The organism is Pedococcus sp. P2_A3 (assembly GCF_056405035.1).
On sequence record NZ_JBFUCW010000010.1, the window covers coordinates 18811 to 37891 of the forward strand.

The window sequence follows — 19081 nt, forward strand, 5'->3', positions numbered from 1 at the left end:
ACCCTGCTCGGTTCCATGCTCGGTTGGACGCTCATCGAGCCGAGTCCGCACCTTGGCGGGTGCCCACCCGGGCGGCGTCGGCGACGCTGCCCAGCAGGACGGAACGGATGAGGTCGCTGGCCCACTGCAAGACTGCCGTGTCGCGCAGCGGTTGGCCACCCACCCGAGCCGTCATCGGCTTCGGCACCAGAATGGTATGCAGCGCGTCCTTGACGAGCGACTTCGGGTAGAGCCGCTGCAGCCGGAGCTGCGCCGACTCGGGCAGGTCCACCGGTCCGAAGCGCACGTAGTTGCCCTGGACGGAGATGTCGGCCACCGATGCCTGCCGGGCCACCGTCCGGAGCCGCGCGACCTCCATCAGGTTGCGGACCGGCTCGGGGAGCGCGCCGTAGCGGTCGACCAGCTCGGCCTCGATCTCGGCCAGGGCCTGCTCGTCGACCACGCTGGCGAGCTTCTTGTAGGCCTCGAGCCGGAGCCGCTCCCCGGGGACGTACTCGTGGGGGAGGTGGGCGTCGACCGGCAGCTCGATCTTGATCTCCCCCGGAGGGGCCTCGTCACCGCGGAAGTCGGCCACGGCCTCCCCCACCAGGCGCACGTAGAGGTCGAACCCGACCCCCGCGATGTGGCCGGACTGCTCACCGCCGAGGAGGTTGCCCGCGCCACGGATCTCCAGGTCCTTCATGGCGATCTGGATGCCCGACCCGAGGTCGGTGTGGCTCGCCATCGTCTGGAGCCGGTCGTGCGCGGTCTCGGTCATCGGCTTCTCGGGCGGGTAGAGGAAGTAGCAGTAAGCCCGCTCCCGGCCACGACCGACGCGACCCCGCAGCTGGTGGAGCTGCGACAGCCCGAGCACGTCGGCCCGCTCGACGATCAGCGTGTTGGCGTTGGAGATGTCGAGACCGGTCTCGACGATGGTGGTGCAGACGAGGACGTCGAACTTCTTGTCCCAGAAGTCGACGACGACCTGCTCCAGCTTGTGCTCGCCCATCTTGCCGTGCGCGGTCGCCACCCGGGCCTCGGGCACGAGCTCACGGATCCGGCTGGCCGCCCGTTCGATGCTCGACACCTTGTTGTGCACCAGGAAGACCTGGCCCTCGCGGAGCAGCTCACGGCGGATCGCCGCCACGAGCTGCTTCTCGTCGTAGGCCCCGACGTAGGTCAGGACCGGGTGGCGCTCCTCGGGGGGCGTGGCGAGCGTGGACATCTCGCGGATCCCGGTGACCGCCATCTCGAGGGTGCGCGGGATCGGGGTGGCCGACATGGCCAGCACGTCGACGTTGGTGCGCAGCGTCTTGAGCTGTTCCTTGTGCTCGACGCCGAACCGCTGCTCCTCGTCGATGACGACCAGCCCCAGGTCCTTGTAGCGGATCGAGCCGCCCAGGAGCCGGTGCGTGCCGATGACGAGGTCGACGCTGCCGTTGGCCAGGCCCTCGATGGTCTCGCGTGCCTCCTTGTCACTCTGGAAGCGCGACAGGGCACGGACCGTCACCGGGAACTGCTGGTAGCGCTCGGTGAACGTCTGCAGATGCTGCTGCACGAGTAGCGTCGTCGGCACCAGCACCGCGACCTGCTTGCCGTCCTGGATCGCCTTGAAGGCGGCTCGGACGGCGATCTCGGTCTTGCCGTAGCCGACGTCGCCGCAGATGAGCCGGTCCATCGGGACCGTGCGCTCCATGTCGGCCTTGACCTCGTCGATCGAGCTGAGCTGGTCGGGGGTCTCGACGTAGGAGAAGGCGTCCTCGAGCTCGCGCTGCCACGGGGTGTCCGGGGCGAACGCGTGACCGGACGTCGCCATCCGTGCCRAGTAGAGCTGGATCAGCTCAGCCGCGATCTGCTTGACGTACTTGCGCGCCCGTCCCTTGGTCTTGGCCCAGTCGCTGCCACCCATCTTGTTGAGCGCCGGCATCTCGCCRCCGACGTAGCGGGTGACCTGGTCGAGCTGGTCGGTGGGCACGAACAACCGGTCGCCCGGTTGTCCACGCCGGCCCGGCGCGTACTCGAGGACGAGGTACTCCCGCGTGGCTCCGCCGACCGTGCGCTGCACCATCTCGACGAACTTGCCCACGCCGTGCTGCTCGTGGACCACGAAGTCGCCAGGCCTGAGCTGGAGCGGGTCGACCTGGTTGCGACGCCGGGAGGGCATCCTGCGCATGTCCTTGGTGGACCCACCCTGACCCGGCGTGCCGGTCAGGTCGGTCTCGGTGATCAGCGCGAACTTGCTTGCGGGAGCGAGGAACCCGCTGCCGATGGTGCCCGTGGTCAGGTGCACGACGCCGTCGGTGAGGTCGGTCAGGTCGGCGTCCAGCCTGGCCGCCACCGACTCCCCTGCCAGCACCTCGGCGACGCGGCGCGCGAGTCCCGGCCCCTCGGTCACGACGACGACCCGCCACCCGTCGGCCACCCAGCCCTGCAGGTCGGCGACGGCCTCCGGGGTGCTGCCGCGGTAGCGCGGAGCCTCCTCCAGGCCGGTGTTGACGACGACCGAGTCACCGTCGGCCAGCTCCTCGTCGGCGACGAACGGACCGAGGTCCCACCACGGCATACCCGACTGCGCGGCGTGGGCGCGCAGGTCGGCGAGGCTCCAGAACGACGCGGTGCCGAGGATGCCCTGGAGGTCGATCGGCACGCTGTTGCCCACCGCGGCGTTGGCCCAGCCGGCCTCGAGGAACTCCTGGCTCGTGGCGACGAGGTCGTGGGCCCGGGTGCGGACGCGCTCGGGGTCGCACAGCACCACCGCGGTGCCGTCGCGCAAGGTGTCGAGGACGCTCTCCATGCCGTCGACGAGGGCCGGAGCAAGTGACTCCATCCCCTCGACGGCGATCCCCTCGGCCAGCTTGGAGAGCAGGTCGACCGCGCCGGGGAGCTGGTCGACGAGGGCGGCCGCGCGGGCGCGCACCGACTCGGTGAGCAGCACCTCGCGGCACGGCGGGGCCCACAGCCCGTGCTCCGCGACCTCGAGGCTGCGCTGGTCGGCGACCTTGAACCAGCGGATCTCCTCGATCGTGTCGCCCCAGAACTCCACGCGCACCGGGTGGTCCTCGGTGGGCGGGAAGACGTCGAGGATGCCACCGCGCACGGCGAACTCACCGCGGCGCTCGACCAGGTCAGTGCGGGTGTATGCCGCGGCCGCGAGGTCCTCGACGACCTGCTCCAGTGGCGCTTCGTCCCCGGCCTTCAGGGCAACCGGGGCCAGGTCGCCCAGGCCCTGCGACACCGGCTGGAGGACGGCGCGCACCGGCGCGACCACGACGTCGAGCGGGCCGTAGGTGGGGTCGGTGGGATCCGGGTGCTTGAGCCGGCGCAGCACGGCCAGCCGCTTGCCGACCGTGTCGCTGCGCGGGCTGAGGCGCTCGTGGGGCAGCGTCTCCCAGGCCGGGAAGTCGGCCACTCGGTCGGGGTCGAGGAAGCAGCCGAGGGCCGCGACGAGGTCCTCGGCCTCCCGGGTGGTGGCGGTCACCGCGAGGAGGGGTCGACCACTCTCGCGGGCCAGCGCGGCGACCAGCGCCGGCCGGGCGCCGGGCGTCACGGCGAGGTCGGCCGCCGGCTCGCCGGCGCGCGCCACCGCGAGGGCCCGGGCGACAGCGGGGTCGGTGCCCAGCAGGTCGAGCAGCGGGGCGAGGGTCATCAGTGGGCTCCTGGTACAGACCGGCGTAGACAGCACAAACGCCCCACAGCAAACCGCTGGTGGGGTGGGTCTCCACCCTAACCCCGCCCCTTGTCCGGGTCGTCGTCAGCCGTTTGCATGAGTCGCCGGACGCGTGTGTCCAACAAACTTGGGTGAACTGCATACGACGACGCAAGAAACAGACGCGAGAAGAACAGCCGAGAACTGGTGTGGGGGGAAAAGGAAATGGACGAGCGTGTGAGGCCGGGCGAAGGGGCGCCGGGGCCCAGAGGAGGCGAAGGAATGGTTCGGGGCTACGTTCCCGGGGTCTTCGACCTCTTCCACATCGGTCACCTCAACATCCTGCGCAGCGCCCGTGAGCAGTGCGACTGGCTCATCGCCGGCGTCGTCACCGACGAGAACGCCTACCGCGCCAAGGCCAAGCTTCCTGTGATCCCCCTCGCTGAGCGCGTGTCCATCCTGCAGCACATCACCCTCGTCGACGAGGTCATCGTCGAGCACCAGCCCAGCAAGCTGGACGTGTGGCGCGAGCATCCGTTCGACGTGATCTTCAAGGGCGACGACTGGCGCGGCACCCCCAAGGGTGAGCGCCTCGAGCGCGACCTGGGCACCGTGGGCGTTGAGGTCGCGTACTTCCCCTACACGATGCACACGTCCAGCACGCTGCTGCGTGCCGCGCTGGAGCAGTTCGCCTCCTGATGTCCGACGAGACCCTCAGCCCGCCAGTCCGCCGCCTGGCCCAGGCCCGGGCGCTGTCTGCCGGCGCCGGGAAGTCCAACCGCGGGGCACCCGGCTACTCGCGCTGGGTCAACCGGCCCGTGGGCCGCCAGCTGGCCATCATCGCCTTCCGTCTCGGGATGTCGCCCAACCAGGTGACCATCCTGTCCGGGCTCACCAGCCTGGCCGGCATCGCCGTCCTGGCCCTGGCCCCGGCCACCGTGGGGGTGGGCTTCCTGGTGGCCTTCCTGCTCGCCCTCGCGTACGCCCTCGACTCCGCCGACGGCCAGGTCGCGCGCATGCAGGGTGGCGGCAGCCGCGCCGGGGAGTGGCTCGACCACGTCATCGACTGCATCAAGATCGCGGCCCTCCACGCGGCCGTCCTCATCGCCTGGTACCGCTCGTTCGACCTCCCGGACGTCCTGTTGCTGGTGCCGATCGTGGCGGGCATCCAGCTGTCCACCTACTTCTTCTCGATGATCCTGACCGACCAGCTGCGGGCCGCTGCGGTGGCCGAGGCCGCGCCCGAGCCGCACCTGGCCGGACCGCCGGCCCCGCCGGCGAAGCCGGTGGACGCCGGCAGCCCTCCCGTGCTGGCCTCCCTGATCATCCTGCCCACCGACTACGGCGTGCTCTGCCTCTGCTTCGTCCTGCTGGGCTTCCACGACGCGTTCGTGTGGGTCTACTCGGCCATCACCCTGGCCGGGGTCGCCCTGCTGGTCGCGGCCCTGGGGAAGTGGTTCCGCGACCTGTCCCGCCTCGCCTGAGCCGTGGCACGACTGGTGTGCCGGGTCGTCGGCCCGCGCTCTAGGGTTGCCCCGGCAGGGCTGCTGCGAGGCCGGCCGCTGCGCGGCACGGCCCGGTGGCCCGCGACGCGGCACTGACGACGGGGGCAGGAAACATGACGAGGACGGTACGGATCCTGGGCACCCACGGGGTGCCCGCGGCATACGGGGGCTTCGAGACGGCGGCCGAGCAGATCGGGCTCTACCTCGTGGAGCACGGCTGGCGCGTGGTCGTCTACTGCCAGGCGGAGGGCCGGGGACCCATCACGTACGACACGTGGCGCGGCATCGAGCGGGTCACCATCCCCCAGCACCGCGAGGGATGGCTGGGCACCTCGGCGTTCGACTGGACCTCGATCCGGCACGCCATCCAGCACGACGACGTCTGCCTCACGTTCGGCTACAACACCGGGGTCTTCAACGTGCTGCAGCGGGTCAAGCGGATCCCCAACGTCATCAACATGGACGGCATGGAGTGGACCCGCCGACGCTGGGGCATTCCCCGCCAGGCGATCCTGCTGGCCAACGAGCGTTTCGCCAGCCTGTTCGGCCACCACCTGATCGCCGACCACCCCGAGATCGAGCGTTACCTCGCACGGTGGGCCCGTCGGAGCCGGATCAGCATGATCACCTACGGCGCGCACGCGGTCACCGACGCGCCCGCCGCACCGGTCGAGGCGCTGGGGCTCCAGCCGGGCGGCTACCTCACCGTGATCTGCCGCCCGATCCCGGAGAACTCGCTGCTCGAGATCGTCGAGGCGTTCTCCGCCAGGCCGCGCGGCCACGCCCTGGTCGTCCTGGGCAACCTCGACGGCGCCACCGACGACTACCACCGCCAGGTGCTCGAGGCCGCCAGCGACGAGGTCGTCTTCCCCGGGGCGATCTACGACCCCGAGGTGGTGCAGGCGCTGCGGTTCCACTCCCTCGCCTACGTGCACGGCCACACGGTGGGTGGCACGAACCCCTCGCTGGTCGAGGCCATGGCGGCCGGCAACCCGGTGATCGCACACGACAACGTCTACAACCGATGGGTCGCCGGACCCGCCCAGCGCTACTTCACGACCGCCCAGGACCTCGAGGCCCAGCTCGACGAGCTGCTCGCCTCGCCCGACGTCCTCCACCAAATGCACGACGCGGCGCGGGTGCGACATGAGTCAGAGTTCACGTGGGAGCACGTCGCGGGCCAGTACGAAGCGGTCCTCGCGCGCTTCCAAGCAGGACTCATGCACCGCGCCTGAGGGGGCGCTGCCGATGGTTTTCACCCACCGGCAACGAGGAGCATGGGGGCCAGAGATACGGAGTCAGTCGTCGTGATCACCATGGGGGTCGTCGGGCTCGGCAAGATGGGCCTCTCCCACCTGTCCATCTTCCGCGCGCACCCTGAAGTCGACCTGGTCGCCGTGTGCGACTCCACCGGCTACGTCCTCGACGTGCTGAGCAAGTACACCGGGCTGCGGACCTACAAGGACCTCAGCGCGATGCTCGCCGCGGAGGAGCTCGATGCGGTGGTCATCGCCACCCCCTCCCACCTGCACGCGCCCATGGTGCGCACGGCCCTCGAGGCCGGCGTCCACGTCTTCTGCGAGAAGCCGTTCACCCTCGACGACGCCGACGGGGAGGCGCTCACCGCGCTGGCCCGCGAGCGCGGCCTGGTCACGCAGGTGGGCTACCACAACCGGTTCGTCGCGGCCTTCGCCGAGCTCAAGCGGCTCATCGACGCCGGCGCCCTCGGCGAGGTGACCCACGTGGTCGCCGAGGCCTACGGCCCGGTCGTCCTGGCTCCCAAGGGCGGCACCTGGCGCAGCCGCCGGGCGTCCGGGGGCGGCTGCCTCTACGACTACGCCGCCCACCCCATCGACCTCGTGCAGTGGTACCTGGGCATGCCGACGAGCGTGGAGGGCAGCCGCCTCAACCGGATCTTCTCCGCGGAGACCGACGACGAGGTGGTGTCGACCCTGATGTACCCGGGCGACGTCACGGCGCAGGTCTCGGTGAACTGGTCGGACGAGTCTCAGCGCAAGATGTCGACCAAGATCAGCGTCTGGGGCACCACCGGTCGCGCGGTCGCCGACCGGCAGGAGGTGCAGGTCTACCTGCGCGACACCGCCTCGGTCCCGGAGGGCTACCGCGCGGGCTGGAACGTCCACTACACGACCGACCTCACCGAGCAGCCGTGGTTCTACCTGCGCGGCGAGGAGTACAGCGCCCAGGCCGCCACCTTCGTCGAGCGGGTGGCGACCCGGACGACCGAGGGCCCCAACGTGTTCAGCTCCGCCGCCGCCACCGACCGCATCCTGTCGATGATCTCGGCCGACGCCCAGGGCACCACGAGCCCCCGCGAGCGGGCGGCCTCAGCCCCGACGGTGACCGCGCACCGCCGCCGACGACTGGCCTTCTGGCGAGGGAGGGCCGCCTGATGGACCGTCTCCTGTTCGGTGACAACCAGTTCTTCGGCGTCAACCACATGTCCGAGGAGAAGGCGCGCAGCCAGCAGATGCGCTTCCAGGACCTCGGGGCGATCATGGAGGTCCTCGACGCCGCCTACGACGAGGGCGTCACGACCTTCATGTGCACCACGCACGACCGCGTCGCGGAGATCTGCGACCTCGTGCGCGCAGACCAGGACCGCTACGCGCGCATGGAGTTCTTCCCCTGCATGCCCTACGCGCACAAGTACGCGAACGCGATGACCGAGGATGGGCCGCTCGGCGCCCTCCGGCGGTTCCTTCCCGACCAGAGCGTCTTCAGCGCCGCTCTGACCGGCACCAAGTCGTTGGCCAGCAAGGACATCGACGGCATCACGCGGCTCCTCATCGACGCCGAGATGTCGATGTTCCGCGGGCTGCGCACTCCCGTGGTCTTCCTCCAGAACGTCGTCGTCGACCTGCTGCTGGGCCTGGGCTTCGACGAGGCGTTCGTCATCTTCGCCGACCACGTGCGCACGCAGTACGACGCGGAGCCCGGATTCATCACCATGAACCTCCCCCTGCTGCTCGACACCCTCGAGCGCCTCGGGATCGACAACCCGATCGTCTGCTCCAACATCAACAAGATCGGGTTCCGGATGCCCGGCGGCCTCGAGGCCTACGAGAGCGCGCTGCGCGACCGTCGCTTCCGGGCGATCGCCATGTCGGTCTTCGCCTCGGGGGCGATCCCCCCGGAGGAGGCCATCGACTGGGTCTGCGCCCAGCCGAACATCGAGTCGATCGTGTTCGGTGCCTCCAGCCGCCGCAACATCGCCTCCACGAGGGCCCTGGTCGACCAGGCCTGGGCCCCGGTCCCGAGGTGAGCTCCACCTTTCGGACGAGTGGCTGGGCGCCCTCCGACACGCAGAATGGAACCACCATGACCCACCATCGCACCCCTGGCGACAGCCGGGGCAGGCCAGGAAGGAGGGGCCGACGATGACCTTGCGCTCCTACCTCCAGATCCTGCTGAAGCGGTGGCGGATCCTCGTCGCGTGCACGGTGCTGGTGCTCGGCGCTGCCGGCACCCTCACCTACCTCACCCCACCCACGTATGCCGCGAACGCGACCGCCTTCGTGTCGATCAGCTCGGCCGGCACGGCCGACGCCTCGATCTACCAGAGCTCGCAGTTCGCCATGCAGCGGGTGAAGTCCTACACCGAGGTGGTCAAGAGCCCCGACGTGCTGCAGCCGGTCATCGACCGGCTCGACCTGCCGATGACGGTGCGTGACCTGCGGCGCGTCGTGACGGCCGACAACCCCGTCGACACCGTGCTCATCACGGTCACCGCCACCGACGGCACGTCGGCCCGCGCCCAGGCCATCGCCAACGCCGTCAGCGACCAGCTCGGCGTGGTCATCGAGCGGCTGGAGACTCCCCGCGAGGGCGGTCAGTCCCCCGTGAAGGTGACGACCACCGTGCCCTCCCAGGCGCCGCAGTACCCCATCTCGCCGCGGATCCCGCTCAACATGGCCCTGGGGCTGCTCGCCGGGCTCGCCCTCGGCGTGATCGTCGCCGTCATCCGGGAGCAGCAGGACACCACGGTCAAGGGCGACGAGCTGGAAGACCTCACCGGCCGCCCGGCCCTGGCCCTGATCGGGCTCAACCAGCAGGTCAAGACGCACCCCCTCATCACCATGCAGGGCCACGGTCGGGGAGTGGAGGAGTTCCGCTCGCTGCGCACCACCCTGCAGTTCGTCGACGTCGACGAGCCGCCCCGCGTCATCGTCATCACCTCGGCACTCGCCTCCGAGGGCAAGACCACCACCGCCTGCAACCTGGCCATCGCCCTGGCCCAGTCCTCCCTGCGGGTCTGCCTCGTCGAGGCCGACATGCGCCGTCCCAACGCCGCGACGCTGATGGGCGTCGACGGCTCGATCGGCCTGTCGAACGTCGTGGCGGGCCAGATCGACCTCGCCGACGCCCTGATGCCGTGGCACCGCGGGTTGCTCACCATCCTCCCGGCCGGGACCACTCCACCGGACCCCACGCGACTGCTGGGGTCGAAGAACATGGCGGCCGTGCTCGCAACCCTGCGCGCCGACTTCGACTTCGTCATCATCGACGCGCCGCCGATCCTGCCGGTGAGCGACGCCGCCGTGCTCGCCCGGGGCGCCGACGGCGCCGTGCTCGTGGCGCGGTACGGCAAGACCCGTCGTGAGCAGCTCACCAGCGCCATCGCCGACCTCGAGGCGGTCAAGGCCCGACTCATCGGCACCGCCCTGACGATGGTGCCCGCCCGCGGCCAGCGTGACCTGCGCGGCCACGACGAGGACTACGCGGCCCTGGCCGCCGTCTCCGAGAGCGACTGGGCGGCCGGCTTGCCCACGGCGGCTGCCGCGGCCGCCGCGGGAGCGACTCCGGCCGGCCGCGGGCCGGCCAGCGGCCCCACCGACCAGGGTGCCGACGACCACGGTGCCGACGACCAGCGCGCCGACGACCACGGTGCCGACCGGGGCGCCGATCGAGGCAGGGACACCATCCCCACCCCGAAGGCCCCGCGGGCGCGGGCCGCCGAGGGCCGCGATGCAGACCGGGAAACCGACGCAGCCCCCGACCGAGACACCGACCGGCGGGGCGACCTCGTCCGGGGCGGGCACCACAACGGCCATCCGGACGAGCTGATCTCGTTGGACCCCAAGGTCATCGGGACCAGCTTCAGCAAGGCGATGAAGCCCTCGGGGCGGGGCAGAGTTCACTGACGTGGCACGCACGGCCACGCTCGGTCAGGCTGGCACGGTCCTCGGGGAGGCATCGGCCAGGCTGGACGCGAACGAGTCCAGGGCCTCGCGCAGCGCCGGAGCGGCCTTGCGGTGCGAGCCGCGATCGCTGTCGGGGTCGAGGATGTCGAGCCCGACCACCTCTTGGTGCCTGGCGAACCGCTTGCGCCAGCCGTGCGGCGGCTCGGGGGGCAGGCTCACCAGACCCCGCATGGCGTTCATCTCCTCGAGCAGCCACATGAGCCGCTCACGGGTGCCCAGCCGCCCGGGTCCGGGCTGCGCGGCGCCCTCGGCGGCCGTGCTCGGTGGCACCGTCGTCGCCTCCGTCGCCATCCGCGCGAGCGCCTCCCTGGCGAGCCCGGCGGCCTCCACGATGGTGAACGTGTGGTCCGCACTCGCGGCGTCGAGGAGCCTGGCGGACCCGCGGAACTTGCGCTCGGACACCAGCACCAGGTCGGCCGCTCGCACGAGCTCGGCCGTGACCTGCTGCGCCCGGTGCGGTCGCATGATGAGGTCGTGGTCCTTGGTGAGCTGCTCGCTGATCTGCGGGCACCACCCGGCTCCGACCTCGGCACGGATGCCGGCCGAGACCACCTGGACCTGCCACTCGCCATGGGCCTGGAGCGCCGACCGGAGCACCGCGGCGGACGCCGGCGCGAGGCACCGGTCGCTCGCGCACAGGACCAGCACCGTCGTCTCCATGGCAGTCACATCCCCGGGGTTTGTCGAGTCCACCCAGTATCGGTCGCCGCAACCGGGACCAGATACCCGCAATGGGGCGAGTTGGCCTGCGTCATCCGGTGGACAAAAGACGCCATKAACACGACAAAACAAGCAAAAGACGCGAGTGGTGACATCGCGCGGTGGCAGCTGTACCTCTGCTGCCTGCTCCTCGTCGCCTGCACCATCCCCTGGCGCCAGAAGACCTACTTCTCCGGTGGACTCGACCCGGTGGTCGCCGGCAAGGGCGTCGTGGGGATGGCAGCCCTGCTGCTGGGGGCCTACCTCGGGCACCGTCGTCGACCCGTGGCCGCCCTGGGCGGACGCACCATCCTCCTGGCCACCCTCTACCTGAGCATCTCGGTGATCGGGGGCTGGGCGGCCGGCACCGCCCTTGCCTCGGTCGTCGTGGCCGTGCGGGTCGCCATGTCCCTGGGGACGGTGGCGTTCCTGCTGCGGGCCGTCGGGCTCGAGCGCCTCGTCCACGCGCTGGTCCGCAGTCTCGGGCTGGTCGCCCTGGTGGCCTGCCTGACCGGCGTGGGCAGCATCGGCTCGGGCCGCTGGGAGGGCGGCCTGCCCCCGTTGGCGCCCAACGAGATCGCCTTCATCTGCGGCGTCGGCCTCGTCTACCTCGTCCACGGCATGATGCACGGCACGGCTGGTCGGTGGGCTCCCGTGGTCGCGGCCGGGATCTTCGGCGTGATGTGGCTGACGGGGTCACGGACGACGACGGCGACGCTCGTCCTCGCGGTGGTCGTCATGCTGCTCCAGGCCAGGACGTTCTCCGTGACCGCCTTCCTGGGCATGGTCCTCGCCGTCCCGGCCGTGGCGTACGTCGTCCTGGGCACGAGCCTGGTCAGCAACCTGCTCCTGCGCGGTGGCGACCAGAACGTGGCCACCCTGAGCTCGAGGACGATTGCGTGGAACGCCGCGATCTCGATGGACGTGTCGACGTTCCAGCGCTGGCTGGGCGGCGGCCTCACGATGAAGCACATCCCGGTGAGCGGTCAGTTCTGGCAGGAGCAGCTCCTCGACAGCAGCTGGGTGTCCGCGCTGGTCCAGACCGGGGTGTCCGGGCTCGCAGTCGTCCTCGTCTGGGTCGTGGGAGCCGTCTGGGGGGCCCTGGTCAGCCCGCGACGGTGGAGGGTGCTCTGGTTGGGGTTGCTGACCTTCATCCTCCCGCGGAGCCTCCTGGAGAGTGGGCTCTTCGACGCCAGCACGACGTTCCTCGTCTTCACGCTGCTCAGCCTGGCCGGCGAGAAGGTGACCCGCCCCTCCCTCTCGACCCTCCCCCTACCGCAGCCGGCCGAGGCCACGCCCGTCCGCCAGCTCGTCCCCGCCAGCTGACCGACGGTCAGTCGGCCGACCGCCCACAGAGGAAGAAGTAGCCCGGCGGGCTCACCGACTCGCGGTCCAGGACCCGGTCCAGCCCATACGCGAGCAGGGTGATTGGGAGCCACGGTGTGAGGACGACCGTGGAGATGACCCAGCGGATCTTCTTCTCGCGGCCCTGGGCCCGCCAGTCCCGCGGACGTCCGACGATGGTGTTGAGGATCTTGGTGCGGACCAGGCCTGACGAGGCGACGAACACTCCTCCGCGGACCCGCACCTGCTCCAGCTCGAGGGCGTGCCGGCCGAGCAGCTGCTCCATCCCCAACGGGGTGAAGCGGTGGTAGTCCATGAAGTCGTGCACCCCGAACATGAAGGGGACGGTCAGGATCAGGTGGCCCCCGGGGCGGAGCACGCGGGAGGCCTCGGCCACGAGCTGCTCGGGTCGCTCGATGTGCTCGAGGACCTCGAGGGCCAGCACGACGTCGACGCTCGCCGTGGCCAACGGCAGGGCGCAGGCGTCGACGACGAGGTTGGTGTTCTCGGTGGGGGCGATGTCGGAGCTCACGTAGAGCACGTCAGGGATCTCGGCCCGGATGACTGGCCTCATGAAGGCCGTGCCCGCACCGATCTCCAGCACGGTGCTCGCCCGCGGTGCCGCGCGCAACCACTCGCGCACGACCTTGCGCATCACCAGCCGCTCGGGCTCGATCCACAGTCGCCAGGAACGATAGGCGTTGCGCCCCAACGTCATCAGCCGCGCGCGATTCACGATCTCGGTCCCCACCTTAGACAGCCTTTCACACCAGGCGTCCTCATGACCCCCAGACGTGAACCACCATCGCGTCCAGGGCGCCACGCGGCATCGGCCATCCGTCGTAGGCTGTCCGTCGAGGGTGGGACGTGGCTCGACCTGCCTCGATCGCACCACCACGAGGCCGACCTGAAGGGGGACACGGGATGTCGTTGGCCGGACGCACCGTGCTCATCATCAATCCCGGCGCCGACGTCTACGGGTCAGACCTCCAGATGCTCGAGTCGGTGACCGCCGTGCGCAACGCCGGCGCCCGGGTCGTGGTGGCGTGCCCCAACTCCGGTCCGCTCGTCGCGTTGCTGGCCTCCCGGGGCGCCGAGGTCAGGATCGGCACCTTCCCCGTGGTCCGCCGGAGCTACCTGTCGCCACGCGGCCTGCTCGGCCTGGGCGTCGAGCTGGCCCGGTCCCTGCCGGCGATGTCGCTGTTGGTCCGCAGGACCCGCCCCGCGGCGATCTACGTGAACACGACGACCATCCCCTGGTGGATCGCCGTGGCGCGGCTGCACCGCGTCCCCGTGCTCTGCCACGTGCACGAGGCGGAGGACAAGGACCGGCGCGCCGTCCTCCGGGCGCTCAACAGCCCCTTGCTGTTCGCCGACCGGGTCATCCTCATCTCACACGCTGCCGCCCAGTCGGTCTGGGGTCTCTTCCCGCGGCTTCGTCGCACGTCCGTGCTGGTCCCGAACGGCGTCCCCGACCGGGCCACCCCTCCGACACCGCCGCCCGGCGACCCGGAGCGGGTCAGGCTGGCCGTCGTCGGTCGCCTCTCGCCACGCAAGGCTCCGCACACCGCGATCGAGACGCTGCGCCTGCTGGTCGCCCGTGGGGTGGACGCCACCCTCGAGGTCGCGGGCTCGGTGTTCCCCGGCTACGAGTGGTACGAACAGCGCCTGCGGGACGACGTGGAGCGCCACGGGCTCGGGCAGCGGGTGACGTTCACCGGCTACGTCTCCCCGTCGTTCGTGGCGTTCGACCGGGCCGACATCGTGCTGGCACCGTCGGTGCGCGAGCCGTTCGGCAACGCCGTCGTCGAGGCCCAGCTGTCCCAACGCCCCGTGGTGGCGGCCGGTGCGGCGGGCCACCTCGAGTCGATCGAGGACGGCGTGACCGGGATCCTCGTCCCCGTCGAGGACGCCGAAGCCATGGCCGCGGCGGTCGTGCGACTCGCCGGCGACCCGGCGCTGTCCGAGCGGATCGGGCACGCTGCGCGCGAGTCGGCCGTGACGAGCTTCGGCATCGACCGCTACCAGGCGAACATCGTCGAGGCCATCACCGGGTGCCTCGACGACGACCTGCCCGACCCCCGCACACAGGAGTGATGGGCGGGAGAGTCGTGTCTCCCGCCCATCACCCCAACTGTTGCCCTACGGCTGCAGGGGCCCGACCCACCACTCGTCGACCCCGAACACCACCGGGCCGTTGGTCGAGCTGCCGCTGAGGTAGGCGTACAGACCCGCCGAACCCGCAGCCTGGAACCCGGTCGTGTTGTCGGTCGTCGTGAGGCTCCACGCCGCCGGCTCCGTGGTGCCGACCTTCCACACCTTGACCCGCAGGGTCGTCGGTCCGGCGCCGCTCGACTGCAGGCGCACCCGCAACGAGTCACCGGCTCCGTAGGTGACCCCAGCCAGGTTCGCGCTGGTGAGCACCGTCTCGGCACCACTCTGGTTGCGTGTCAGCCAGACCGTCACGGCACCGCCCGCGGCCATCCGCACCTTCGCGCGGTAGTCGACCGTGGCGCTGACGCGCCGACCGATGATGCTGACGTACTGGCCACCACCAGTGGGCACCTTGTCCGTGGTCAGCAGGGTCGTGACCTCGGTGCTCGAGCTGCTGACGCTCGGCAGGTATGCCGCGTAGCCGTCACCGGCGTTGAGGCTCACCCTGCCGAGACCACCGGAGACCGACCACCGCGTGGCCGGGCCACCGATCGTCCAGGCTCCGCCGACGTCGGCCGTGCCCCAGCCACCGGTCACGGTCCGACCGAAGTCGTCCCGAGCGAAGACCGTCGGAGCCGTCACCGTGACCGAAGCGGTCTCGGTGTCCGTCCCGCCACGGTTGTCCGTGACGGTGAGGATGACGGTGTAGGTGCCCGCCGCGGCATACGTGTGGGTGGTCGTGGCGCCCGAGCCGTTGGCGGTCAGGTCACCCCAGCTCCACGAGTACGACGAGATGGTGCCGTCCGGGTCGGTCGACGCCGAGCCGTTGACCGAGGTGGTCAGGGCGTTCTCGGAGTGCGTGAACGACGCGGTGGGCGGCTGGTTCGGCGGCGCCGTGACGGTGACGGACGCCGTCTTGCTGTCGGTCTTGCCGCCGTTGTCCGTGACGGTGAGGGTCACCGAGTAGGTGCCGGCCGTGGCATACGTGTGGGTGGTCGTGGCGCCACTGCCGTTGGCCGTGGCGTCACCCCAGCTCCACGCGTAGGTCAGGGGGCCGGCCTCCGGGTCGGAGGACCCCGTGCCGTCGAAGGCCACCGACAGGTCCGTCACGGTGGACGTGAACGCCGCCGTAGGAGCCTGGTTGTCGACCACGGTCACCGACGTCGTGAGGCTGTTCGTCGCSCCGTCGTTGTCGGTCACSGTGAGCGTGATCGGGTAGGTACCSGCCGTGGCATAGGTGTGGCTGGCCGTGGCCGAGGCACCCGTGGTGGCCGGTGACCCGTCACCCCAGTTCCAGCTRTAGGACGCGATGGTGCCGTCCGGGTCGCTGGAGGTGCCACCGTTGACCGACACCGCSAGGWMGTTCTCGGTGTGGGWGAACGCTGCCGTGGGCGSCTGGTTGGGGACGTTGCCGCCACCGAGTGCGAAGTGCTGCGAGGCCGCGCTGGCCGGGAGCACGGAGGAGTAGACCGCGACCTCGTCGATGGTGCCGTCGAGGAACGGGCTGCAGCAGCCCCAGTGGTTGTCGCCGCCGACCCGCCAGAACCCGTCGTACGCCTGGGCGTCCGTCTGCCCGTTGGTGCCGACGAGGCCACCGTCGAGGTAGAGCTTCATGCCGTCGGTGTTGCTCTGGGTCGCCATCACGTGGTGCCACTGGCCGTCGTTGACGGCGTTGGGGGTGGTGATGGTGTTGGTGAAGCCGGTCCAGACCCCGAAGGTCAGCGTGCCGTCGTTGCTGATGTAGATGTGCCGGTCGTAGCAGCCCGAGGTGCCGGTCTGCGAGCAGCCGAACCCGAGGATCTTCCCGCCGTTGGTGCTCGTGGTCTTGAACCACGCCTCCAACGTGTAGTTGTGCGGGTTGCTGTACTGCTGCGCCGAGGCCACGAAGCCGTCGGTGCCGTTGAAGGCCACGGCCTTGTTGGTGGCTCCGTCGAACGCGCCGGGCACGCCCTGGGTGTAGCCACCCTGGTAGATGCCGTTGGACTCGTTCGGACCGGAGTCCTTGGCGGTGGCGTTGGTGTCACCCAAGCGCCAGTACAGGTCCGGGTTCGCGTCCCACACCGCTTGTCCGTACGCGTCGCTCGGACGGGTCGGGACGTTGAGCGTGCGACCGCTTGCCGTGTAGTGCGACTGCACCGTGGTCAGCGGGATGGCCGTCGGGTAGATGGCCACGTCGTCGATGTCGCCGGCGAAGTACGGGTTGCCGCTCCACGGGCTGTCACCGCCCACGCGCCAGTAGCCCGAGTAGGCCTGTCCGACCGAGGTGCCGGCGTTGCGACCGATCCGCTTGCCGTCGACGTAGAGGGTCACGCCGGACGGGTCGAGGGTGCCGACCGCCTGGTGCCACTGCCCGTCGTTGAGCGAGTTGGGCGAGGTGACCGTGAAGAAGCCGTCGTGGTAGATGCCGAAGGCGATCCGGCCGTCGGGCTCCATGTAGATGTGCCGGTCGTAGTTGGACGACGTGCCGGTGTTGGCGTTGCCGAAGCCGACGATCTTGCCGCCGCTGGTGGTGGTGGTCCGGAACCACGACTCGACGCTGAACACGTCGGGGCCCGGGATCGGTGAGGGAGTGGCACCGAAGCCGTCGCTTCCGCCGAAGGTGGTCGCCTTGTCGGTGTCACCGAGGATGGCCCCGGAGGCGCCACGGGTGTAGCCGCCGCTCATGGTCAGGTCGTCGAAGCCGACCCAGTCGTACGAGTTCCCCGAGGGCTCACCAAGCCGCCACAGGTGGCTGGCGCCGTCGTCGATGACCGTCTGCGCGTAGGCACTCGGCGACCCGCTGCCCACGGTGACGGTGTTGGAGACGGGGCCCCACAAGATGTTCCCGCTGGGGTCGGTGATCCGCACCTGGTACCGGTGCGTCGACCCCGCCGCGAGGTTCTTGTCGGTGAAGCCCATGGCAGGGAGGGTCCAGAAGTTGGAGTCGCCGGTGGTCGAGTAGACCCACGTGTTGTTGTCACGCAGGACGTCATAGGTCAGTGTGTGGTCGTCCATGTCCCACGCCGAACCCCAACTGACCCGGGCCGTGCCCGCCGAGAACGACACCGCGTTGGTGGCCGGGGTCGGGGTGGCCGGCACGGTGGAGTAGGTGGGGCCAGACTTGTTCGGCGCCCCGGACCGCGCGCGGAAGCGCACGAGGCCCTGCTGGGCAACGTTGTTGACGCGCGGGAACTCGCCGCCATAGACGACCCACTGGCCGTCGCTCGAGGCGTCGACGGCCCAGGCCGCCTGCCCAGCGCTGGTGTAGGAGCCGAACGCGAAGTTCGGGTACCAGTGCAGCAGCTTGGCGTAGGCGACACCGACCAGCCCGTTGCGGCTGGCCCAGCCGTACACGTCGTCCCTCGTCGAGAAGTCGGTCGCGTGCGAGTACTGTGCCGCGGCCTTCTGCCAACGCACGCGGGGGTTGGTGTCGGTCCACCCATTGACGACGGTGCAGTCGTGCTGGTGCGACGCGTTGTAGAGCACCTCGCCTGCCGGCGCGATGTCGTAGGTGTCGCCGAGGCAGTCATTGGCCCAGTTGATCTGGCCCGTGATGGGGTCGATCGCGAACGTACCCTCCCAGTCGGCGGTTCCGTTCTGCGTGAAGCTGTATGCGGTGCCGTAGATCTGCGTCCCGTCGGCTTTGAGGGACGTGATGGCTCCGTCGGCGCCCGCGTCTCGGATCCTCTCCTGTGCAGGCCAGGGGTTCACCGCGCCGGTGGACGCCATCAGCGACCCCATGCCGTAGGCCGGCTGACCAGCGAGCGTGGTGAAGGAGCCGGCGGGGATGACGCGGGTCAGGTCGGGCGACATCGTCATGGCCCAGACGTAGCCGCCGGCGGCGGCGGGGGCCCAGCTGGACATGGCGCCTGTGCTGACCGAGAAGGCCGCCAAGCGGGTCCGGGCGACGCCGTTCGCTGACGTGAAGTTGCCCCCGACGAAGATGGTCGTCGGGGTGATGCCGAGCCCGCGCACCTGCCCGCCGACGTTGGGTGGAACGAAGYCGCCGCCGGCCACGAGGGAGCCGTCGGCCGGGTTGAGGGCCGCGAGGTGACCGCGGGCCGTGCCGTTGACGCTGGTGAAGTCACCGCCGACCCAGAGGCGGCTGCCGTCGGCGGCGGCTCGGATCACCAGGCCTTGGGCGTTCAGGGTCGGGGCGAAGGTGGGGACCCTTGCTCCGGTGGAGAGCTGGTAGGCGAAGATGTTGTTGGCGACGACCTCACCCGCGCCGCCCGCGGCCACCCCCGGGGGCCGAGCCCTGGTGAAGGAGCCCGTGACGTAGACGGTGTCCCCGATGATGGCCTGGCTCCAGACGACGCCGTTGATCTGCCAGGTCGGCAGGGCGTCTGCCGAGACCGTCGACGGTGGCGGAGGCGGAGGGTCTGCCGCCTGCGCGGCCTGCGTGGGCACGACGACACCCAGGACAGCCAGCGCCGTCACCACCGCCCCCACCCCGACGGTGCGACACCACCGAGCTACTGGTCCACGTCCCATGACACCCTGCCGTTCTCCCGCGCCGTCGCGGGCTCTTGCGTGAAGTGGTGCAGATT

At 70.4% G+C, this 19081-nt stretch carries 12 protein-coding genes; 8 read left to right on the forward strand and 4 right to left on the reverse strand.

Features of this window, described 5'->3' with window-relative positions:
• Window positions 1-31: 31 nt before the first annotated feature.
• Window positions 32-3625: a transcription-repair coupling factor gene (gene mfd / locus AC1DX8_RS09910; protein ID WP_477629756.1), complete on the reverse strand. Its 3594-nt coding sequence runs from the start codon at window positions 3623-3625 to the stop codon at window positions 32-34.
• 282 nt (window positions 3626-3907) lie between these two features.
• On the opposite strand from mfd, the gene AC1DX8_RS09915 reads away from it, so the two are divergent.
• The 6 genes from AC1DX8_RS09915 to AC1DX8_RS09940 all read left to right on the forward strand — a co-directional run bounded on the left by AC1DX8_RS09915 (window position 3908) and on the right by AC1DX8_RS09940 (window position 10295).
• Window positions 3908-4324: an FAD synthase family protein gene (locus AC1DX8_RS09915; RefSeq protein WP_477629757.1), complete on the forward strand. Its 417-nt coding sequence runs from the start codon at window positions 3908-3910 to the stop codon at window positions 4322-4324.
• A complete protein-coding gene (locus tag AC1DX8_RS09920; RefSeq protein ID WP_477629758.1) occupies window positions 4324-5109 on the forward strand; it encodes a CDP-alcohol phosphatidyltransferase family protein in 786 nt (261 codons plus the stop codon). Before AC1DX8_RS09915 ends, AC1DX8_RS09920 begins: the two co-directional genes overlap by 1 nt.
• A 134-nt stretch (window positions 5110-5243) precedes the next feature.
• On the forward strand, window positions 5244-6365 hold the full coding sequence (locus AC1DX8_RS09925; RefSeq protein WP_477629759.1) for a DUF1972 domain-containing protein: 1122 nt from the start codon (window positions 5244-5246) through the stop codon (window positions 6363-6365).
• Between the two features lie 42 nt (window positions 6366-6407).
• A complete protein-coding gene (locus AC1DX8_RS09930; protein ID WP_477629760.1) occupies window positions 6408-7544 on the forward strand; it encodes a Gfo/Idh/MocA family protein in 1137 nt (378 codons plus the stop codon).
• Window positions 7544-8416 carry a hypothetical protein gene (locus AC1DX8_RS09935; RefSeq protein WP_477629761.1) on the forward strand — a complete coding sequence of 291 codons (873 nt, stop codon included), beginning with the start codon at window positions 7544-7546 and terminating at the stop codon, window positions 8414-8416. Before AC1DX8_RS09930 ends, AC1DX8_RS09935 begins: the two co-directional genes overlap by 1 nt.
• A 115-nt stretch (window positions 8417-8531) precedes the next feature.
• Window positions 8532-10295, forward strand: a complete 1764-nt coding sequence (locus AC1DX8_RS09940; RefSeq protein ID WP_477629762.1) for a tyrosine-protein kinase domain-containing protein — start codon at window positions 8532-8534, stop codon at window positions 10293-10295.
• Window positions 10296-10319: 24 nt separating this feature from the next.
• Here the strand turns inward: AC1DX8_RS09940 and AC1DX8_RS09945 are convergent, their stop codons facing one another.
• Window positions 10320-11015 (reverse strand): arsenate reductase/protein-tyrosine-phosphatase family protein, encoded by a 696-nt coding sequence (locus AC1DX8_RS09945; protein ID WP_477629763.1) that lies wholly within the window; start codon window positions 11013-11015, stop codon window positions 10320-10322.
• 81 nt (window positions 11016-11096) lie between these two features.
• Between AC1DX8_RS09945 and AC1DX8_RS09950 the strand changes: the two genes are divergently transcribed.
• Entirely contained in the window at window positions 11097-12380 is a 1284-nt protein-coding gene (locus tag AC1DX8_RS09950) for a hypothetical protein (protein WP_477629764.1), read from the forward strand.
• Window positions 12381-12387: 7 nt separating this feature from the next.
• Here the strand turns inward: AC1DX8_RS09950 and AC1DX8_RS09955 are convergent, their stop codons facing one another.
• A complete protein-coding gene (locus AC1DX8_RS09955) occupies window positions 12388-13149 on the reverse strand; it encodes a class I SAM-dependent methyltransferase (protein ID WP_477629765.1) in 762 nt (253 codons plus the stop codon).
• 173 nt (window positions 13150-13322) lie between these two features.
• Here AC1DX8_RS09955 and AC1DX8_RS09960 point away from each other — a divergent pair, with 173 nt between their 5' ends.
• Window positions 13323-14495: a glycosyltransferase family 4 protein gene (locus tag AC1DX8_RS09960; RefSeq protein WP_477629766.1), complete on the forward strand. Its 1173-nt coding sequence runs from the start codon at window positions 13323-13325 to the stop codon at window positions 14493-14495.
• Between the two features lie 45 nt (window positions 14496-14540).
• Here AC1DX8_RS09960 and AC1DX8_RS09965 read toward each other — a convergent pair whose 3' ends face one another.
• Window positions 14541-18971: a PKD domain-containing protein gene (locus AC1DX8_RS09965; RefSeq protein WP_477629767.1), complete on the reverse strand. Its 4431-nt coding sequence runs from the start codon at window positions 18969-18971 to the stop codon at window positions 14541-14543.
• Window positions 18972-19081 lie beyond the last annotated feature (110 nt).